Origin of the sequence: Aequorivita sp. KMM 9714 (genome assembly GCF_011065475.1) — a bacterium.
In the GTDB taxonomy this organism is placed as follows: domain Bacteria; phylum Bacteroidota; class Bacteroidia; order Flavobacteriales; family Flavobacteriaceae; genus Aequorivita; species Aequorivita sinensis.
In genome coordinates this window covers 651,377-671,420 of the sequence record NZ_JAAGRO010000001.1, presented here as the reverse complement: position 1 = coordinate 671,420, position 20,044 = coordinate 651,377, and the positions used below count along the sequence as shown (strand labels likewise).

Genomic DNA, 20,044 nt, shown 5'->3' with positions numbered 1-20,044 from the left:
TAGTTTTTTTTAACTTTATGATGTAGTATTTTATAACCATGTTAAAGCAACAATTAAATTTTAAACTATCCCAAAAATTATCTCCTCAACAAATACAGTTGATGAAGATGATTCAATTACCTACGCAAGCATTCGAACAACGAATTGCGCAGGAATTGGAAGAAAACCCAGCTCTTGAAGGTGGCAAAGAGGAAAGCGATGAGTTTGATGACGAATTCAGCAACGAGGAATACGACGAAGGCAACGAAGTAATCGAAACCGATATAAACGTTGACGATTATCTTAGTGATGACGAAGTGCCAAGCTATAAGCTTTCTGCAAACAATTACAGCGCAGACGATGAGGAGAAACAAATGCCTTATGCGGCAGGAACCTCATTTACGCAGCACCTAATGGCGCAGTTAAACACCTATAGATTAAATGAAGAAGAAAAGGAAATAGCAATTTTCCTGGTTGGTAGTGTTGATGAAAGTGGTTACATCCGTCGAGAATTACAGGACATAGTAGATGACCTTGCTTTTACTCAAAATATATACACTACCGAAGATAAAGTAGAAAAAGTACTGAAAGTAGTTCAAGAATTAGACCCAGCAGGTGTTGCCGCTCGTGACCTACAGGAGTGTTTGTTGATTCAGTTAGAACGAAAAGAGCAAACCCCATCTATTGCATTGGCAATTGATATTCTTGACGACTCTTTCGACCAATTCAGTAAAAAGCATTATAAGAAATTAATTCAGAAATTAAATATTACTGAAGACCAACTCCGTGAAGCAATTCACGAAATTGAAGCGCTAAACCCAAAACCAGGAGGAACTTATTCTGGTAACAATAGAATAGTTGAACACGTAGTTCCCGATTTTACCATAAGAATTGTGGATGGAGAGCTAGATTTAACCTTAAACGGAAGAAACGCACCCGAACTTCACGTTAGCCACGATTATAAAAATATGCTTAAAGGCTACAAGGAGGCCACTGAAAAATCGAAGGCACAGAAAGATGCCGTTATGTTCATTAAGCAAAAGCTAGACGCCGCAAAATGGTTTATAGACGCTATTAAACAACGTCAGCAAACTCTTTACATTACTATGAATGCAATTATGCATCATCAAGAAGAGTATTTCTTAAGCGGTGACGAACGAAAGCTAAAGCCGATGATATTAAAAGATATTGCCGATAAGATTAATATGGACGTATCCACTGTGTCACGAGTTGCTAATAGTAAGTATGTTGACACCCCTTACGGAACAAAGTTGATTAAGGAGTTTTTCAGCGAATCGATGAAGAATGACCAAGGTGAAGATGTTTCCACAAGAGAGATTAAAAAAATACTTGAAATAACTATTTCTGAAGAAGATAAGCGCAAACCACTTACAGATGATAAGCTTGCGAAAATCTTATTGGAAAAGGGCTATCCAATTGCACGTCGTACTATTGCTAAATATCGCGAGCAATTAGACCTGCCAGTAGCAAGACTTCGAAAAGAAATCTGATGAATTTATTTCTTAAAAGTGCCTCGTATATCTTCCACCCTCTTTTGATGACGCTATTGGGTGTTATATTGTATTACAGTGTTACCCCTAGGTATGTAGATGCAGAAATTGTTCGAGCAGAGCTTTTAGCCATAGCAATTATTACTGTTTTGATTCCCTTAGTAGTATTTTTCTTATTGAAAAACTTAGGAGCAGTTGAAACTATTTATTTAAGAAACGTAAAAGAGCGAAAGTTCCCGTTGATGATTCAGTGCATCCTCTTGCTACTAATCATTAAAATGGTTTTTGACATTTACGACGACCCAGAATTGTATTACTTTATAGTGGGCATCCTGTTTTCTACTTTTAGTGCTCTTATAATGGTGTTTTTTAAAGTAAAAATAAGCTTACACCAAATGGGAGTAGCGGGTATTCTAATGTTTCTCGTAGGAATTAGCGCACATTTTAAAATAAACTTATTAGTTTCAATTAGCTTTTTTCTATTTGTAAATGGCTGGGTTGCTTCTTCTCGCTTAAATGCTAATGCTCACGATTATCGCGAATTAATGCTTGGACTTTTTATTGGAGCCTTACCTCAACTTATACTATTCAACTTTTGGTTATAGTATAAAAAATACAATTCCCAATTTAAGAGATCGGAATTCAAAAGGCTCACCATCAACAGTCTTAGCATTATCGAAGAAAGGATTAATACCATAGGCCGCAAAGAGGTTGAAATTACTAAATCCAGCGCTAAGGGTAGCCGTTAATCTCAACGGGTTAAATTCAGGTATCTTGGTTTGATTAACGTTATTTCCAGACTGTTTAAACGTAGATTTATACCAAAAGGCATATCCAACTCTAAATCCGGGATAAACACGCCAAAAAGCATATTTTTCTAGTGTAGATGTTCGCCATCTAAATTCAATAGGAACCTCAATTATACTCGTATTAAAGCGATTTCGTGAATAGTCTACATCCTTATCTAAAACCTTAAATATAGTTTCATCTTTTAGCGATTCACCAATAAATAAATTTTGGCCGTATTGATCCAATGCGATACCAAGTCCCACGGCTATTGAAATATTACGTTGCTTATTGATGGGCATATCTCTTAGAAACCCAAAATGAATTCCACCTGTCAATCCTCTTGTAGATACCCCTGAAGGAAGATTTAACGGTACATTGTAAGTAACCCCCAAGTAGAATTGATCCTCTCTATAAAGTGAATCTACTACCGGACGTGGCAATGTATCTTGCGCCAAGGCAGCAATACCAGTAAGAATAAAAAGGAATGTGAGTACTTTATTCATATCGATAAAGATAAACGTATTTTCAGAATCTTGGAAACAAAAAAACGCCTCATTATTATGAGACGTTTTTATTTATAATTGTTGTTATGCTTAATCTAATTCATTACCTGGAGTAGTGATATAGATAATTTTAAGCATATTAAGATCACGCAATTCCTGCTTAATGTCTGTTACCATTCCTGTATTAGTTTCCTCATCTACTTTAAGAGCAACCATTACTTTATCCTGAAGTTCAGGACGAAGCTTTTGACGTGCTTCAGTAAGTGCGAATTTAATGTTAGATATATCTGTATACTTATCGCCTATTTGAATTTTCGCTTCAGTACCAAAACTCTCTTGGTAACGAGCTGAAGGTTTTCCAGCATAAATATACACCGATCTATCTTTCTTTAATTTCTCAACTTGGTCTGCTTTAGGTAATTTATTTTGAACCAATAAATTATCATCACGCAGTACAGTTACTACCATAAAGAAGAATAGAAGCATAAATACAATATCCGGTAAAGATGCTGTACTTACAGGCGGTAATTCATTACTTTTTTTCTTTCTAAACTTTGACATAGTTGTAATATTATGATCCAGATTTTTTAGGTTCAGCTTCTGACAGCTTTTGAGGGAATAGCTTTTGAATTGTTTGCAATTTTTCTTGCAACTGTTCTTTTGCTACTTCACCTTTAATCTTTCCTTCATCTAGATCTTTGGTCATTTCGGTAAACTTCCAGCCATAAAGCCTTTGTGATTCCCGATCTCTTAAATAGTTGTATGCTGCTACCAATTCATTTTGAACAGCGATATACATTTTATAAGAAGTAAGCCTATCGTTCTGAACAGATATTACTGCTTTATCAGGGTTATCTGAAGATTCAGGATTACGACTTCCTTTACAATAGTCGCAGTATTCTGGACTTCCAGCAGGTGCTCCACCATTATCTAAGAAATCAATTGCCGCTTGACGCAAGTCTTTAAGATCCATTAGTTTCTCTTCAACTAGCAATTGATCCTCTCGGTTAACGTTAACGATAAAGAGGTTCTTTTCTTTAATCTTTACTTGTTCGTCCGTTGGCGGTTCTTTAGGCGGCAACTGTCTTCCAATCCCACTATCCTTCTCGATGGTAGTAGTTACCAAGAAAAAGATAAGCAATAGGAAGGCGATGTCTGCCATCGACCCAGCATTTACTTCCGGTGTTGCTCTTCTTGCCATTATTTTGCTAGTTTTTTGATTCCGCTAAATACCATTGCTGCAATAGCTAAAACTCCTAAGATGTAGAAGGTATATAAACCTGTACCCACCCATTTTGAGCCACTTGCAGAAAGCATATCGCCTTCACGCATTGCCATTGGAGTGCCTTCAGCTAAAACATAAGAGATTACTACAATAAGTAAGAATGCTCCTACTGATAGTAATGTTTTCTTTACATCTCCGGCAAAAATACCTTTAAGAACGAAGAAGAGAACAAATACTAAGATTAAAGCGAAAGTGATATAGGCCACATACAAGAAGCCATCTACTCCTGCGCCAGTTTCAGCGACTGCAGTATCACCTTTTGAGATGATCATTGCAAGAAAAATAATTCCCGCAACGCTTAAAAGCAATGCTACAATTTTTAATATTTTATGTAATGCCATCTTGTGGTTTGTTTAAATTTATTTTTTTGAGTTGTAATCGAACAACATATCGATTAAAGTGATAGAAGCATCTTCCATGCTGTTTACAATACTATCGATTTTAGCGATAATGTAGTTGTAAAAAATCTGAAGGATAATCGCAACGATCAAACCAAATACAGTTGTTAAAAGTGCAACTTTAATACCACCAGCTACAAGAGAAGGGTTCATGTCACCAGCTGCTTGAATTTTATCAAACGCAGTAATCATACCTATTACAGTACCCATGAAACCAAGCATCGGTGCAATAGCGATAAATAGAGAGATCCATGATACGTTTTTCTCAAGTTGTCCCATTTGAACACCTCCGTAAGCAACTACAGCTTTCTCAGCTAAGTCAATACCTTCGTCGGCTCTATCAAGACCTTGATAGTAAATTGATGCAACAGGACCTTTTGTGTTTCTGCACACTTCTTTAGCAGCGTCTATACCACCACTGTTTAGTGCGTCTTGAACTTCCTGAGCTAATTTTTGCGTGTTGGTTGTTGAAAGGTTAAGGTAGATAATTCTTTCAATAGCAATTGCCAATCCTAGAATTAAACATAGAAGTACAACCCCCATAAATCCAGGACCACCCTCTACGAAACGTTCTTTTAATTCTTGATGGAATCCTTTATCAGCAACATCGGCAGAAGCCGTTTCATCCTGAATAAAAGATACTGTTGCTGCTGCTACCAAAGCTTGTGAGCTTGTTGGTAATGTTTGCGCTGTTGAAGCGTTTGCGTTTAACGTGCCTACAAATACCATTGCGGCGAGCGCCATAATAGAAAATAATTTTTTCATTGCTATCGACTTAAAGTTTGTTTTTAGTTAAAGGTTTAAAGATATAAAATAATTTAGTTAATCTACAAGAATATTAATATGTACTAAAAAGGAATTTCCAATCCACCCTAAATAGGTTAATATCAGCTTCCTTTTTAAATTTTAATGAACTTTTACACTTATATATAGTATCAATTTTTCTTGATTCAAATCTATTGATTGTCATAATCAAGTCTATCGTTGCTACTATTGTGTTTATTTCTACTTTATTTAGTTGCTAGAGCACGCTCTTTCATTACCTTAATAATGCAAAAATATACTCGCAGAGAGGAAGGGATTCGAACCCTCGATACGCTTTTGGCGTATACACACTTTCCAGGCGTGCGCCTTCGACCACTCGGCCACCTCTCTAAAAAATGTTTTTTTAGCTCAGAACAATTCTGAAGCAAAAATTTATTTCAAATATTCGAATCGAACACCTACTAATTAGTTACAAAAAAGGTGCTTCCGCTTAACGAGTGCCAAATATCAAAAAAAAATCAACGCCATAAAAAAAAATAACAGATTAATTTACTGCATTTCTCCTCTTAATGAGGTTTCGAATATAGTTTTAAAGCTATTTGGAGATACATTTTCACCCAATAAGTACATTAATTTAGCCAATGCAGCCTCTGTAGTGCTATCCTTTGCGCTAATTACCCCCATTTTTTTAAGCTCTGTACTAGTTTCGTAAAGCCCCATGTTTACACTCCCACCAGTGCATTGGGTTACGTTTATTACTGGAATCCTTCTTTTTATGACATTTTTGAGCGAATTGATAAACCATTCTTCAGTAGTTACATTACCTGCACCGTAGGTTTCTAAAACCAAACCTTTCATTTCAGGATAATCGAATAAATACTTAATAGTTGATTCATCTATACCTGGAAAAATCTTAACCAACAGTATATTGCTCTCCATCGTTTTATGAACTTTAAGCTTTTTTCTGCGGTTTGGCTTGTAAAGCGCTTCGTTATTAACCACTAAATGCAACCCACTTTGAACCAAATCTGGATAGTTTGGCGATTCGAAAGCCTCAAAATGCTCCGCATTTATCTTAGTCGTTCTATTTCCTCTATATAGTTTGTACTCAAAATAAAGACAAACCTCCGCAATTTTCGGAACGCCCTTTTCTCGTAACGATGCGATTTGAATGGAAGTAATTAAATTTTCTTTTGCATCGGTACGTAAATCTCCAATTGGAAGTTGGGAACCAGTAAAAATCACAGGTTTCCCTAAATTCTCCAACATAAAACTCAATGCCGATGCCGTATATGACATTGTATCGCTACCGTGCAATACTACAAACCCATCAATTTCATCATAATTTTCCTCAATAATAGTAGCTATATCTACCCAATACTTAGGGTTCATATTAGAACTATCTATGGGTTCAGGAAATGAGGTTGTAGTAATATTACAGTCTAACAGTTTAAGTTCGGGGATATGATTTAATAATTCATCAAAATTGAAATTGCGCAAAGCACCAGTTTCAAAGTCTTTTATCATCCCGATTGTTCCACCTGTATATATAAGGAGTATGTTAGGTTGGGTTTTCATATTAATCTCTAAGCTTTTAAATGAAAAATAATATGTTGCGATTTAAAAATTTCACGATAAGGCTCTTAGTCATCAAACTTTAAAAACCGCTTTGGAATTTTCAGTCGTTATACTAGCCACTTCTGCTTCAGAAACATTGTATAACTCTGAGAGTTTTTTACAAATTAAGGCCAAATAACTACTTTCATTACGTTTTCCTCGATAAGGAACCGGAGCAAGATAAGGCGAATCGGTTTCCAAAACGATATGTTTCAAAGGAATTTGGTTTAAAAAAGTATCAATCTTTCCATTCTTAAATGTAACTACACCACCTATCCCCAATTTCATGTTAAATGAAATAGCTCTTTGTGCTTGTTCAAAATCTCCGGTAAAACAATGGAAGATCCCAAAGAGGTCTTCACTTTTTTCAGTTTCTAAAACTTCAAAAATCTCATCAAAAGCATCACGACAGTGTATTACTATAGGTAGTTTGTATTTTTTAGCTAACTGAATTTGGCGTTTAAAAGCAATCTTTTGGATTTCTAATGTAGAAGTATCCCAATAAAGATCAATTCCTATTTCGCCAACGGCAAAGAAATCTCGTTTTTCGAACTGTTCTTCTACGTGAGCTAATTCTTCTTCATAGTTTTCTTTTACTGAAGTTGGGTGTAGGCCCATCATTAGGAAAACATTTTCAGGATATTCCTTCTCTAAATCATACATAGATTCGGTAAAACCCGAGTCTATTGCGGGGATAAAAAATCTTGTAACCCCTGCATCAAATGCACGTTGCATCATATCTGCTCGGTCGTCGGAAAAGGCATCACTATATAAATGGGTATGGGTATCTGTCATCATAGCTGCAAAGCTACTTATTTTGTTTACTATCTTTGAGCAAAAAAATTGATGCATTTACGAGAATTTCTTGAAACCCAAGGTTTTTATCGCATTCCACTTAAAAAATTAGCAACAGGGCATTATTTGTTCTCGGCTAAAATAAATGGAGTTTCAGGCGATTTCATTCTAGACACTGGTGCTTCTACAAGTTGTGTAGGCTTTAAAAACAGTACTCACTTCAAACTTATTAGTGAAGAGAGCATGATTAAAGCTGCTGGTGCCGGAGCTATAAATATGGAGACTATGCTATCCAGAAAAAACATTTTTGCAATTAAGGAATGGAAGATTTCTAATATGGATTTTGTGCTCTTTGATCTCACTCACGTAAACGCAGCATTAGCACAAGTTGAAGAGGGACCTATTCACGGTATTATTGGAGCCGATTTTTTAAAAAAGAATCGCGCAGTTATCGATTATGGAAGAAATTGTTTTTATATAAAGCTACCAAGTCTTTAACAAAAAGATTTATTGTATTTTTTTAAGTACATTTATAGTAAATAGATGATAATATAAACGTGCTCAAGAACCTAGCTATATTTTTTATTATTATTGCGTTATCCCCCATCTGGGGATTTAACGCGCATGAAACTGAATATTCTGGATTTGCTCAAATCGAACAATCTAGAACTGAAAAGTTAGCAACTTTAGACAGTCTTATTTCTCTAAATAAGAATACTGATATCGATGCTTTTATTCAATACAGTATTGAATACGTTAAATTAGCTCAAGAACTAGACTTTATAGAAGCTGCTGCTAAAAAAGCGATCGATCTACAACGGCCACTTACAAACTTTCGCAACGACCCTTTAAACGCTATAACCGTTATAAACAGTGTTCTCGCGCGTAAGTATAAAATAAACGACAGCTTATTACTTGGAGGTTTATATCTAAAACGAGGTATGGCAAACACACAAGTTGATGCTAATAAAGCAATCTCCGATTACAATAAAGCATTTTTAAATTTCTCTTACTGCGATTCACTTAGTATTGCAGAAACACATTATTATCGTGGGCAGGCTTACTCAAGTTTAGGAAAATTCATACTTGCAGGAGAAGACCTACACAAAGCGTATTCGATTTTTGAAAGTCAAAAAAAGTACGATTGTATGATTACTGCTCAGCAAGGAATCATTAATATGTTTAGTAGAAATGGTTTTTATGAAAAAGCTAAATCCGAAAGAAATGCCTTAATAGAGACAATTAAAAAATTAAAATTAAATTCCTTCTTATCTCAAGAGTACTATAATCAAGCAATTGATTACCACAAAATGGGCGATAAAAACGCTGAATTTAAATCTTTGCTCTTAGCTGTAGAAAACTTTGATAATGAAAAGTCCAATAAATCTGTATTTACAAACATTCACTCAAGTCTTGTAAACTACTACTGCGAGCGATACCAGATTAAAGAAGCAAACATTCATTTAAACCTTTTAGAAAACATAAAGTTTGATATACTTGAAGACCAAGTAACAAAAATTAATTATTTAAGTGCAAAGGCTAAATTTTTACAAACCACAGGTTACTACGAAGAAGCCGAAAAAATTGCCGCTCAGTGTTTGGAAATTGCACAAAGCATTAATTCTGAAGACGATATAATGAATTCTTACAAATTCTTATCAGAAATCTACTTTGATATGAAAGAGTACAGAAAAAGTATCGAAAGCAACCGTGCCGCTTCTTTAATAAAAGACTCCATTTATAATAGAAGTACCGCAAATGCATTAGCTTACTATCTTACTTTATATGAAACTGAAAAAAAAGAAAAAGAACTAATTGAAAAAAGCACTAACATTAGCTTACTAGAAAAGGACAATGAAATTTTTAAGAAAGCAATGGTTTTTGGTGGAATAGCTTTAATTCTAGCTTTCGGAGTTGTTATTTTATATCGAAATCAAATACACTTAAGAAGTAATAAAGATCTCCAAGAAAAATTCAGTCAGGAATTACTTATTTCTCAAGAAAAAGAACGTCGTAGAATATCGAAAGATTTACACGATGGAATAGGGCAACAATTACTACTCATAAAAAACAAACTGATTAAAAAAGGCACCCCAGAAGTTAAAGAAATGGTGAATCATACTATTGAAGAAGTACGAAGCATATCAAGAGACTTGCATCCATTTCACCTTCAAGAACTAGGTGTTACCAAAGCCATAGAAAACACAATTAGGCAAATAGATGAAAACACATCCCTTTTCATTTCTTCAGAAATAGATAATATAGATAATTTATTTACTAAAGAAGAGGAGGTCAACATATATAGAATAGTTCAAGAAAGTTTAAGTAATATTATAAAACACGCAAATGCTGAAGCTGGGAAAGTTTCAATTAAAATATTTTCAAACAATATACTTATTTCCATTCGCGACAATGGTGTGGGTTTTGATTTTACTGACAAATACCAAGATTTAAAATCTCTTGGGTTAAAAACGTTACTGGAACGCACTAAATTTCTAAAAGGGCAAATGAAGGTAACTTCTAAAAAAGACTTTGGAACATTATTAGAATTTCAACTACCATTATGAAAAAGCATAAACATTCAATTATTATAGCAGACGATCACCCTTTATTATTAAAAGGGCTAAGTGATTTTTTGATTGAGAAAAACTATAATTTAATAGGTAGTGGGAATGACGGAAGGGAAGCTTACAACTTAATTGTGAAAGAAAATCCCGACATAGCCATTATCGACATACAAATGCCGTATATGTCTGGGATTGAAATCGCACAAAAATGCAAAGGCCTAGAAGGTATTGATACAAAAATTGTACTTATCACCCTTCATAAGGAAAAGGAGCTTTATCAAAAAGCACAAGAACTGAATATATTCGGATATATTTTAAAAGAATTTGCTTTAGATGAAATTGAAAATTGCATTAAAACAGTGTCTAAGGGGGAACCTTTTTTCAGTAATAGAATCATGGAGCTTATTGACATTAATCCTGTTGAAAGCAATGATTTAAAAAAGCTCACGCCCTCAGAAAAAAAGATTTTGAAGCTTATTGCAAATGACAAAACTAATAAAGAGATAGCTTCTCTACTTTTTATATCCTACAGAACGGTAGAAAAACACAGAAGCAATATTATCAACAAATTAAATTTAGAGGCTAAAACCAATAGTTTGCTTATTTGGGCCAAAGAAAATCACGATAAACTTTTATAAGCATCAATCTTTTAGGTGACACTTTAATTTATTACAAATAAAAAAATCCGGCCATTGGCCGGATTTTTTTACTAGATATCTATTCGTTAGATTATAATTCTAACGCTTTTTTCACATCGTTATTCATTAATAACTCAACTGGATTTTCTAATGCTTCTTTAACTGCTACTAGGAATCCAACTGATTCACGGCCATCAATAATTCTATGGTCGTAAGAAAGTGCAACAAACATAATAGGTGCTACTACTATTCCTCCATCTCTTACAATAGGACGCTCAACAATATTATGCATTCCTAAAATTGCAGATTGTGGTGGGTTAATAATTGGAGTTGAAAGCATACTTCCGAAAACCCCTCCGTTAGAGATTGTAAACGTACCACCTGTCATTTCATCAACAGTTATTTGACCATCTCTAGCTCTAAGTGCAAGGCGCTTCACTTCATCTTCAACACCTCTGAAACTTAAGTTTTCGGCATTTCTAATTACAGGAACCATTAAACCTTTAGGTCCAGAAACTGCAATTGAAATATCTTTAAAGTCGTAAGAAATCATATAATCTCCATCAATCATAGAGTTTACATCTGGGTAAAGCTCTAATGCACGAACTACTGCCAAAGTAAAGAAAGACATAAAGCCTAATCCTACTCCGTGTTTAGCTTTAAACTGTTCTTTATACTGACTTCTTAATTCGAAAATCGGCGACATATCTACCTCGTTAAAAGTAGTAAGCATCGCTGTTTCATTTTTAGCTGAAACCAAACGTTCTGCAACTTTTCTACGTAACATAGAAAGTTTTTTACGCTCGCTTCCACGGCTTCCTGTTCCTGGAGTTCCCATAGATGGAGTTGCCTTAATAGCGTCGTCTTTAGTTACGCGACCGTCACGTCCACTTCCTTTTACATCTTTAGAAGACATTCCTTTCTCGTCAAGAATCTTCTTAGCTGCCGGAGAAGGAGTACCTGTAGCGTAAGATTTCTTTTCTTCTTCTTTTGGAGCTGCTGGTTTAGAAGGAGCTTCTTCTTTCTTTTCTTCTTTTTTATCAGCTTTAGGAGCATCTCCGCCACTTGGCTTTGCAGCGTCTGTATCAATAATACAAACCACCTGCCCTACTTCAACTGTATCACCTTCTTCAGCTTTTAAAGTAATGATTCCACTAGCTTCTGCCGGAAGTTCAAGAGTTGCCTTGTCACTATCTACCTCAGCGATTGCTTGATCTTTTTCCACATAATCGCCATCGCTTACTAACCATTCGGCAATTTCAACTTCTGTGATGGATTCTCCCGGAGACGGGACTTTCATTTCTAATGCCATATTATTTCTGTTTTATATAAACCTTCGTTTATTAATCTAATAAATTTAAATGTTTTTACTTTATTATTTACAAAGTAAGCATAATTCTTACTTCATGTCTTTATCAAACACGTTTTCAATTACTTTAGCGTGTCTTGCTTTTGAGCGAACAGTACTTCCTGCAGCTGGAGCAGCATACATTTTTCTACTGCAAACTCTAAAGTTTTTAGCTTCTTCAAAATGCATCATTAAATAAGAATAAGCACCCATATTTTTAGGTTCTTCTTGTGCCCAAACTATATCGTCTGCATTTTTATACTTCTTAATTATCTTATTAATCTCATCGGTTGGCAGTGGGAATAATTGCTCAATTCTCACCAATGCAACATCATCTCTTTTCAATTCTTCTCTTTTATCAAGAAGATCGTAATAGAATTTACCTGTTACAAATACCAATGATTTTACTTTTGAAGCTTTTACCTCAGCATCATCAATAACCATTTGGAATGTACCATTTGCAAATTCCTCCTTAGTAGAAACTACTTTTGGATGACGCAGTAAACTCTTAGGAGTAAATACAATTAATGGTTTGCGATATTTAGTTTTAATTTGTCTTCTTAATAAGTGGAATAAGTTTGCTGGTGTTGTAACATCTGCAACAAACATATTATCTACAGCACATAACTGTAGGTAACGCTCCATTCTTGCCGATGAGTGTTCTGCACCTTGGCCTTCATAACCGTGTGGCAATAACATTACCAAACCATTTTGAAGCTTCCATTTATCTTCAGCAGCTGAAATATATTGGTCTATCATAATTTGGGCTCCATTACTGAAATCTCCAAACTGTGCTTCCCAAATTGTTAACGTATTAGGGCTAGCCATAGCATAACCATAATCGAAACCTACAACTCCATACTCAGAAAGCAATGAGTTGTAAATATAGAAATTAGCTTGATCGCCTTTTAAATTGTTTAAAAGAACTACTTCTTCTTCGCTATCTTCAACTTTTATTACTGCGTGACGGTGAGAGAAAGTTCCACGCTCTACATCCTGCCCACTCATTCTTACATCGTGACCTTCTTTCAACAAACTTCCATAAGCCAATAGTTCACCCATTGCCCAGTCAAGTTTGTTCTTCTCAAAGTACATTTCTTTTCTAGACTCAATAAGCTTAGCTATTTTTTTGAGGAATTTCTTATCCTTTGGAAGCTCTGTAATTACCTCAGCAATTTCATCAAGCATCTTTAAATCAAATGTAGTGTCAACAGACTCTAACATCTGACCGTCTTCAGAATATTCGTAACCATCCCATTCATCTTGCATAAATGGAGTAACGGTTGTTTTATCCTCTTTTCTTGAGTCTTCTAGATTTTCTTCTAGCTTATCCTTGTATTCTTTTTCTAGTTTAGCAACGTATTCGCTATCGATTACACCTTCACTAATCAATTTTTCAGCATAAATGTCTCTTGGATTCTTGTGCTTAGCAATTGCTTTGTAAAGTTTAGGCTGCGTAAAACGAGGCTCATCACCTTCGTTATGTCCGTATTTTCTATATCCTAATAAATCTATAAACACATCACGACCGTATTCCATTCTGAAGTCAAGTGCAAAATTCATTGCGTGAACTACAGCTTCTACGTCATCTGCGTTTACGTGAAGTATTGGAGATAGTGTTACTTTAGCAACATCTGTACAGTATATAGATGAACGTGCATCTAGGTAGTTTGTAGTAAAACCTATTTGGTTGTTTACTACAATATGTATTGTTCCGCCTGTTTTATAACCGTCAAGCTGTGCCATTTGCACAATTTCATAAACTAGACCTTGACCAGCAATTGCAGCATCACCGTGAACAACTATTGGCAATACTTTGCTTGGGTTGTCTTTGTGATGGTCGTCTTGCTTAGAACGTGCAATACCCTGAACTACTGCTCCAACAGTCTCCAAATGTGAAGGGTTTGGTGCAATGTTCAAGTTGATTTCTTTTCCTGAATCTGTTTTACGTTTTGAAGTCCAACCTAAGTGGTACTTAACATCTCCATCAAAAATATCGAGTGCGTAATCTTTTCCGTCAAATTCACTGAAAATATTCTTTGCACTTTTTCCGAATATATTTGTAAGAGTACTTAAACGACCACGGTGAGCCATTCCCATTACAAATTCTTCAACACCTCTTTCTGCTGCATTTTCGATAAGAGTATCTAAAGCTGGAATTAAGCTTTCACCTCCTTCCAAAGAGAATCTTTTTTGCCCTACATATTTAGTGTGAAGGAAATTCTCGAAAGATACTGCCTCGTTAAGCTTTTTAAGAATATGCTTCTTTTGGTCTACAGTAAAGTTTGGCTGATTGTCATTAGCATTTAGTCTTTGCTGAATCCAATCAATTTCTTCGGGTTTACGAAGAAACATATATTCCATACCGATAGATTCGCAATAAATTCTCTTAAGGTGCGTGATTATTTCTTCAAGAGTATTTTCACCTATACCAATAATTTCTCCCGCTCTAAATTTCGCTTTCAAATCGTCTTGTGAAAGTCCGAAATTCTCAATATCTAAGGTTGGGGTATAAGTTCTACGCTCCCTAACTGGGTTTGTTTTTGTGAAGAAATGCCCTCTTGTGCGATAGGCATCAATTAATTTTATTACTTGGAATTCCTTAATTACATCAGCACAAATTGCACCTAGATCATAATCCTGAGGATCTGTTGAAGCAACTCCTGAATCCGCAAAGAATTCTTGACTTCCTGGCTCTGAGCCAAAATCAAACCCTTGGAAGAATGCTCTCCAACTTGGTTCAATGCTATCTGGGTATTGTAAATATTTTTCGTATTGTTCTGCGATTACAGATGGATGAACCGCGTTTAAGAATGAAAATTTATCCATGATAAATATACAAATGGTCTTTTAAATAAAACGGTACAAATTTACAATAATTAAGCACAATAGGCGGCTCGATTTCATATATTTATTGTTTGAAACTCATAAAGTATTCATAATGGAAAAGACAGTATATCGACTAATTGCTAAATTATTACTAATTTTAGTAATATTCTACTCAAATAATGCGAATGCTCAGGAGAAACAGTACAACTTTTGGGACCATGTGCGATTTGGTGGTGGCGTGGGTTTAAATTTTGGAAACGGTTACTTTAGCGGTACTCTAGCTCCAAGTGCTATTTATCAATTTAACAATCAATTTTCTGCAGGAGTGGCACTTACAGGAACTTACGCAAGTTTAAAAAACAACAATTCTGCAACTATTTTAGGTGGAAGTGTGCTAGCACTTTATAACGTAATTCCTGAAATTCAACTTTCAGCAGAGTTTGAAGAATTAAACGTAAACCGAACTTATAAATATATAGGTAGCCCCGATGTAACAAGAAATTATTGGTATCCTGCCCTATATCTCGGTGCTGGATTCCGTAGTAATAATTTTACTATGGGAGTTCGATACGATGTGCTTTTTGATAAAGATGAAAGCATTTACGGGAGTGCCTTTGCTCCATTCGTAAGAGTGTATTTCTAAACGTTTCGCTCCATCAAGCTATTTCCAAACTGACGAAGCATTTCTCTTTTCTCATCAGTAATGTTTATTTCGTTTAACACAGAATAAGCCAAATTACTGTATTTTTCAATTTCAACTTGGGTAGCTTTCGCCGCTCCAGAGTTAACAAAAATATCCTTAACTGTTGAGATTTTATCAGCTGGATCTTTTGGATTAATACTGTAAAGGTGCTCTAATTCTTCAGCTTGAACTTTACTGCTCTGTTCTATTGCTATTAGGTAAAGAAAAGTTTTTTTGTTTGCAATTATATCGCCACCAACTTGCTTCCCAAATGTTTCTGGGTTGCCAAAAACATCTAAGTAATCGTCTTGCAACTGAAATGCAATTCCAAGATTTCTCCCAAACTGATAGATTTTATCCTTATCACTTTCAGAAGCATCAGCGACAATAGCTCCCATTTTCATAGCCGCTCCAACCAAGACAGCGGTTTTATGGTCTATCATATTAATATACTCTTCTAACGAAACATCATCACGAGTTTCAAAATCCATATCGTGTTGTTGCCCTTCACAAACTTGCAAAGCAGTTTCACTAAAAAGTTTAGCTAAATCCTGAAATGTTTTCGGATTGTAATTTTCAAAAAATCTATATGCTAAAATCAGCATAGCATCACCGGAAAGAATACCTGTATTTACATCCCACTTTTCGTGAACAGTTGCTTTACCTCTGCGTAAAGGCGCGTTATCCATAATATCATCGTGAATAAGCGAGAAGTTATGGAACAACTCTACTGCCATTGCTGCAGATAAAGCCTCTTTATAATCTTTTCCAAAAAAATCACAAACCATCAGCGTTAGTGCTGGTCTAATTCTTTTACCCCCTAATGAAAGAATATACTTAATAGGGTCGTAAAGTTGAGCTGGTTCGTTTTGAGAAACTGCTTGTTCAAGATTTTGATTGAGAAGTGTGTTGTATTTCGATAAAATTTCCATTGAATAAAAAATTTTGGCTAAGGTAAAATAAGCATTGCAAATGCACACAATTTATAACCGAAAAAGAATTGAAACTTAAAAAGTAGATTTCTCCATTTGAAGAATAACACTAAGATTTATTCACTACACCCACTTTTACAACCTCATATCCAAAATGTTAAATAAAATAAAACTTTGGAAACTACTATTGTTTTAAAAGTTTCCACAACCTATCTTTGCATCCCATTATGAGAGAACGAATAATCCATAAAGCTACAGACCTCTTTTTAAAGCTTGGCTTTAAGAGTGTTACCATGGATGATATAGCTCAAGAGTTAGCTATATCAAAAAAGACTATTTACACCCATTTTAAGAATAAGACTGAACTTATTAAAGAATGTGCTTGGTTTATGCTAGACAATATCACGACTGGGATAGACGAAATATGTGCATTAGATATAAATCCGATTGAAGAATTATTCAAGATTAAGAAATTTATAATGCAGAAATTGAAAGATGAACAAACATCTGCTCAATATCAGCTAAACAAATATTACCCCGAAATAAGTTCGAGTATTCATAAGAATCAGCTTGAAAAAATGTTGGAAAGCACCCAAAAGAATATCAAAAAGGGTATAGAACAAGGCCTATACCGTAAAAACCTTGATTCAGATTTTATAAGTCGTCTCTATTTTATGGGGATAACCAACATTCACGACCAAGCATTATTTCCTATTGAAAAGTTTTCATCAAAATATAGGGCTGAAGAATACTTAGAATATCATTTACGAGGAATTGTAACACCTGAAGGATTAATGACACTAAATAAATACCTTAAAGAACATCACACTAATGATTAAAAGAATTTTAATAGTCAGTATTATACTGTTCAGTTTTGCAGGATTTTCTCAAGAGCAAAAAGAATATAGTTTTAGTCTTGAGGAAGCAATTCTATTTGCTTTAGATAGCAATTACACTTCTATTAATGCTAGACGTGACATTGCTAAGGCCATAAAGCAAAAGTGGGAAACTACAGCTCAAGGGCTACCGCAAATTAGTGGAAGCGTAAGTTATCAAAACAACTTAAAACAGCCAGTAACCTTGCTTCCTGGGGAGCTTGCAGGTGGAGAACCAGGCACATATCTTCCTGTAACTTTTGGAACAAAGCAAAATGCCAATGCAGTAGCTACTTTAAACCAACTTATTTTTGACGGCAGTTATCTTGTAGGTTTAAAAGCAGCAAAAACATTTTTAAAATATTCCGAGAATTACAATGAAAAAGTGCGTTTAGAAGTACGCAAAGGTGTTATTAACGCCTACGGAAGTGTTCTACTTTCTGAAGAGTTGGTAGCTATTTTTGAAAAAAACAAAACCAATCTAGAAAACAATCTTTTTGAAACCAGGAAAATATTTGAAAATGGATTGGCCGAAGAAGAAAGTGTCGAGCAACTAGAAATCACACTCTTAGACATCGAAACACAATTAAGCAATGCCAAAAGAAGTCGGAAAATAGCAAAGCAAATGTTCAACCTTTCTTTGGGGATAGATGTAGACACTCCAATTATGTTAACAGACGATTTAGACAAATTAGCAGATGCAAATATTAGCCTTGCGCTTTTAGACAATTCAATAAATTTTGAAGAGAATGTAGATTTCAAAATTGCAAACAATCTCGTTCAACAACGTTTTTTTGAAAATAGACTAGAGAAGAGTAAAGCACTACCAACTCTTTCGGCCTTTATAAATTACGGCACCTCGGCAAATAGTGAAGATTTTACATTTTTCAATGGAGACCAAAAATGGTATCAATCCTCAGTACTAGGTGTAAGTTTGAACATTCCTATCTTTAGTAGTGGTATGCGAAGTGCTGCGACACAACGAACAAGAATTGCTTTAGACCAAGCTAAAACAGATTTAGAAAACACCAAGCAGGAAATTAAACTCGATTTAACTACAGCTCAAAGCAATTATCAATTCGCCATCGAGAATTATGAAAATTCTAAAAAGAACTTAAGATTAGCAGAGCGAATTGAAAATAAAAATCAGGTGAAATTTACTGAAGGCTTATCAACGAGTTTTGATTTACGACAAGCACAAACACAATTATATACAGCGCAACAACAATATTTTCAATCGATGTTGAATGTAATAAATGAAAAAGCAAATCTGGAAACAGTTTTAAACATCCCGCAATTACGAATAGTTTCGGATGAAATAAAAGGAAAATATTAACCCTACCGACTTAAATAATTCAAAAAATGAAAAAAATATTTCTACTTATAATCTTTATAGCCACTTTGGTTTCTTGCGGCGGTGACCAAAAATCTGTGGATTCTCTCATAGAATCTGGAGATCTTTCTGCAATTAAGACTAAAAGAACTGAACTTAATCAACAACAAAGAGACCTTAAAGCTGAGATCGACAAGTTGAATGAGTATATCGATTCTCACGAAAAAAAGGAACGCCCAGCGTTAATCACTGCTGAAGTGATTAAAGACACTGTTTTTAAACACTATGTTGAAGTGCAGGGAAATGTTGAAACAGATCAAAATGTCGTATTGAATGCCGAATATTCAGGTGTACTTACCAATATATACGTAAAAGAAGGTCAGCGCGTGTCAAAAGGGCAACGTCTTGCAAAAATAGACGACGGTGGTTTATCTAGCCAAGTAGCACAACAAGAAGCACAATTAGCATTAGCAAAAACAACTTTCGAACGTCAAGAAAGACTTTGGGAACAAAAAATTGGGTCAGAAATTCAATACCTTCAAGCAAAAACCAATTACGAGGCCGCAAAAAATACCACCAATCAGTTGCGCGCTCAATTAGGAAAAACAATCATTACTGCGCCATTTAGCGGAGTGATAGACGATATTATTTCGGACCCAGGTCAAGTAGTTGTACCGGGACAAACTCCAATTATTCGACTAGTAAACTTGAGTGATATGTATGTTAAAGCGTCAATACCTGAAACCTACTTAACAAACATTAAAAAAGGGACCCGTGTTGAAGTAAACTTAGCGTCAATTAACGAAAACTTTACAGGAACTGTTCGCCAAGTAAGCAACTATATAAATCCGAATAATAGAAGTTTTGAGATTCAAGTTGAAATTCCAAATAAGGACGGGAATGTAAAACCAAATCTAATTGCAACAGTAAAGGTTAACGATTACAGCGCTGAGAATGCCATTACTATACCTGAGAATATTCTACAAGAAAATGCTGCAGGTGAAACTATTGCATATATATACAAACCTATAGACGACAGTACTGGAGTTGCTAAACGCATCATTATTGAAACAGGGCTTTCATACGGTAACCACACCGAAGTAAAGTCGGGACTCAAAAAAGGTGATACTATTATAAAAGAAGGTGCAAAAACACTTCGCGACGGTCAAAAAGTAACTATCAAACAATAAGAAACTCT

General features: G+C 35.0%; 19 protein-coding genes and 1 tRNA gene. 9 read left to right on the top strand and 11 right to left on the bottom strand.

All coding sequences use genetic code 11. The features are described from left to right. Positions 1-38 precede the first annotated feature (38 nt). Both rpoN and G3A46_RS03000 read left to right on the top strand, forming a co-directional pair. Positions 39-1,490: an RNA polymerase factor sigma-54 gene (gene rpoN / locus G3A46_RS03005; protein ID WP_165146039.1), complete on the top strand. Its 1,452-nt coding sequence runs from the start codon at positions 39-41 to the stop codon at positions 1,488-1,490. Then, positions 1,490-2,095, top strand: a complete 606-nt coding sequence (locus G3A46_RS03000; protein ID WP_165146036.1) for a hypothetical protein — start codon at positions 1,490-1,492, stop codon at positions 2,093-2,095. Before rpoN ends, G3A46_RS03000 begins: the two co-directional genes overlap by 1 nt. Here G3A46_RS03000 and G3A46_RS02995 read toward each other — a convergent pair. The 8 genes from G3A46_RS02995 to G3A46_RS02960 all read right to left on the bottom strand — a co-directional run bounded on the left by G3A46_RS02995 (position 2,090) and on the right by G3A46_RS02960 (position 7,645). After that, the gene (locus tag G3A46_RS02995; RefSeq protein ID WP_165146033.1) at positions 2,090-2,782 is read right to left on the bottom strand and encodes a porin family protein; all 693 of its coding nucleotides are present in this window, start codon (positions 2,780-2,782) and stop codon (positions 2,090-2,092) included. The two genes, G3A46_RS03000 and G3A46_RS02995, sit on opposite strands and share 6 nt — an antisense overlap. A gap of 90 nt (positions 2,783-2,872) precedes the next feature. After that, positions 2,873-3,343, bottom strand: coding sequence for a biopolymer transporter ExbD (locus G3A46_RS02990; RefSeq protein ID WP_139856151.1), 471 nt, complete (start codon positions 3,341-3,343; stop codon positions 2,873-2,875). A gap of 10 nt (positions 3,344-3,353) precedes the next feature. Then, entirely contained in the window at positions 3,354-3,983 is a 630-nt protein-coding gene (locus tag G3A46_RS02985) for a biopolymer transporter ExbD (protein ID WP_165146030.1), read from the bottom strand. Further along, entirely contained in the window at positions 3,983-4,408 is a 426-nt protein-coding gene (locus G3A46_RS02980; RefSeq protein ID WP_139856153.1) for a hypothetical protein, read from the bottom strand. Before G3A46_RS02980 ends, G3A46_RS02985 begins: the two co-directional genes overlap by 1 nt. Positions 4,409-4,426: 18 nt before the next feature. Further along, a complete protein-coding gene (locus tag G3A46_RS02975) occupies positions 4,427-5,230 on the bottom strand; it encodes a MotA/TolQ/ExbB proton channel family protein (RefSeq protein ID WP_165146027.1) in 804 nt (267 codons plus the stop codon). A gap of 302 nt (positions 5,231-5,532) precedes the next feature. Beyond that, positions 5,533-5,620 (bottom strand) — tRNA-Ser (locus tag G3A46_RS02970). A 159-nt stretch (positions 5,621-5,779) separates the two neighbouring features. Continuing rightward, positions 5,780-6,808: an asparaginase gene (locus G3A46_RS02965; protein ID WP_165146024.1), complete on the bottom strand. Its 1,029-nt coding sequence runs from the start codon at positions 6,806-6,808 to the stop codon at positions 5,780-5,782. 72 nt (positions 6,809-6,880) lie between these two features. Further along, on the bottom strand, positions 6,881-7,645 hold the full coding sequence (locus G3A46_RS02960) for a TatD family hydrolase (protein ID WP_165146021.1): 765 nt from the start codon (positions 7,643-7,645) through the stop codon (positions 6,881-6,883). Positions 7,646-7,693: 48 nt separating this feature from the next. On the opposite strand from G3A46_RS02960, the gene G3A46_RS02955 reads away from it, so the two are divergent. Genes G3A46_RS02955 through G3A46_RS02945 form a run of 3 tightly spaced genes read left to right on the top strand, consistent with a single transcriptional unit; the run spans position 7,694 to position 10,847 of the window. Continuing rightward, positions 7,694-8,140 carry a retropepsin-like aspartic protease gene (locus G3A46_RS02955; RefSeq protein ID WP_165147588.1) on the top strand — a complete coding sequence of 149 codons (447 nt, stop codon included), beginning with the start codon at positions 7,694-7,696 and terminating at the stop codon, positions 8,138-8,140. A gap of 59 nt (positions 8,141-8,199) precedes the next feature. After that, entirely contained in the window at positions 8,200-10,209 is a 2,010-nt protein-coding gene (locus G3A46_RS14590; protein WP_165146018.1) for an ATP-binding protein, read from the top strand. Continuing rightward, on the top strand, positions 10,206-10,847 hold the full coding sequence (locus G3A46_RS02945; protein WP_165146015.1) for a response regulator transcription factor: 642 nt from the start codon (positions 10,206-10,208) through the stop codon (positions 10,845-10,847). The genes G3A46_RS14590 and G3A46_RS02945 overlap by 4 nt, the downstream gene beginning before the upstream one ends. 91 nt (positions 10,848-10,938) lie before the next feature. Here G3A46_RS02945 and odhB read toward each other — a convergent pair whose 3' ends face one another. After that, positions 10,939-12,159 (bottom strand): 2-oxoglutarate dehydrogenase complex dihydrolipoyllysine-residue succinyltransferase, encoded by a 1,221-nt coding sequence (gene odhB, locus G3A46_RS02940; protein ID WP_165146012.1) that lies wholly within the window; start codon positions 12,157-12,159, stop codon positions 10,939-10,941. Positions 12,160-12,246: 87 nt separating this feature from the next. Beyond that, the gene (locus tag G3A46_RS02935) at positions 12,247-15,024 is read right to left on the bottom strand and encodes a 2-oxoglutarate dehydrogenase E1 component (protein WP_165146009.1); all 2,778 of its coding nucleotides are present in this window, start codon (positions 15,022-15,024) and stop codon (positions 12,247-12,249) included. A 112-nt stretch (positions 15,025-15,136) separates the two neighbouring features. On the opposite strand from G3A46_RS02935, the gene G3A46_RS02930 reads away from it, so the two are divergent. Continuing rightward, complete coding sequence (locus tag G3A46_RS02930) at positions 15,137-15,667, top strand: alpha-ketoglutarate decarboxylase (protein ID WP_139856160.1); 531 nt, start codon at positions 15,137-15,139, stop codon at positions 15,665-15,667. On the opposite strand, the gene G3A46_RS02925 is transcribed toward G3A46_RS02930, so the two are convergent. Further along, positions 15,664-16,638, bottom strand: a complete 975-nt coding sequence (locus tag G3A46_RS02925) for a polyprenyl synthetase family protein (RefSeq protein WP_165146006.1) — start codon at positions 16,636-16,638, stop codon at positions 15,664-15,666. The genes G3A46_RS02930 and G3A46_RS02925 overlap by 4 nt on opposite strands. A 227-nt stretch (positions 16,639-16,865) precedes the next feature. Between G3A46_RS02925 and G3A46_RS02920 the strand changes: the two genes are divergently transcribed. From G3A46_RS02920 to G3A46_RS02910, 3 genes are read left to right on the top strand one after another with little or no spacing between them, the layout of a single operon-like run. Next, complete coding sequence (locus tag G3A46_RS02920) at positions 16,866-17,477, top strand: TetR/AcrR family transcriptional regulator (protein ID WP_165146003.1); 612 nt, start codon at positions 16,866-16,868, stop codon at positions 17,475-17,477. Continuing rightward, positions 17,470-18,849 carry a TolC family protein gene (locus G3A46_RS02915; protein ID WP_165146000.1) on the top strand — a complete coding sequence of 460 codons (1,380 nt, stop codon included), beginning with the start codon at positions 17,470-17,472 and terminating at the stop codon, positions 18,847-18,849. The genes G3A46_RS02920 and G3A46_RS02915 overlap by 8 nt, the downstream gene beginning before the upstream one ends. Positions 18,850-18,875: 26 nt before the next feature. Next, positions 18,876-20,036, top strand: coding sequence for an efflux RND transporter periplasmic adaptor subunit (locus tag G3A46_RS02910; protein ID WP_165145997.1), 1,161 nt, complete (start codon positions 18,876-18,878; stop codon positions 20,034-20,036). Positions 20,037-20,044: the final 8 nt, after the last annotated feature.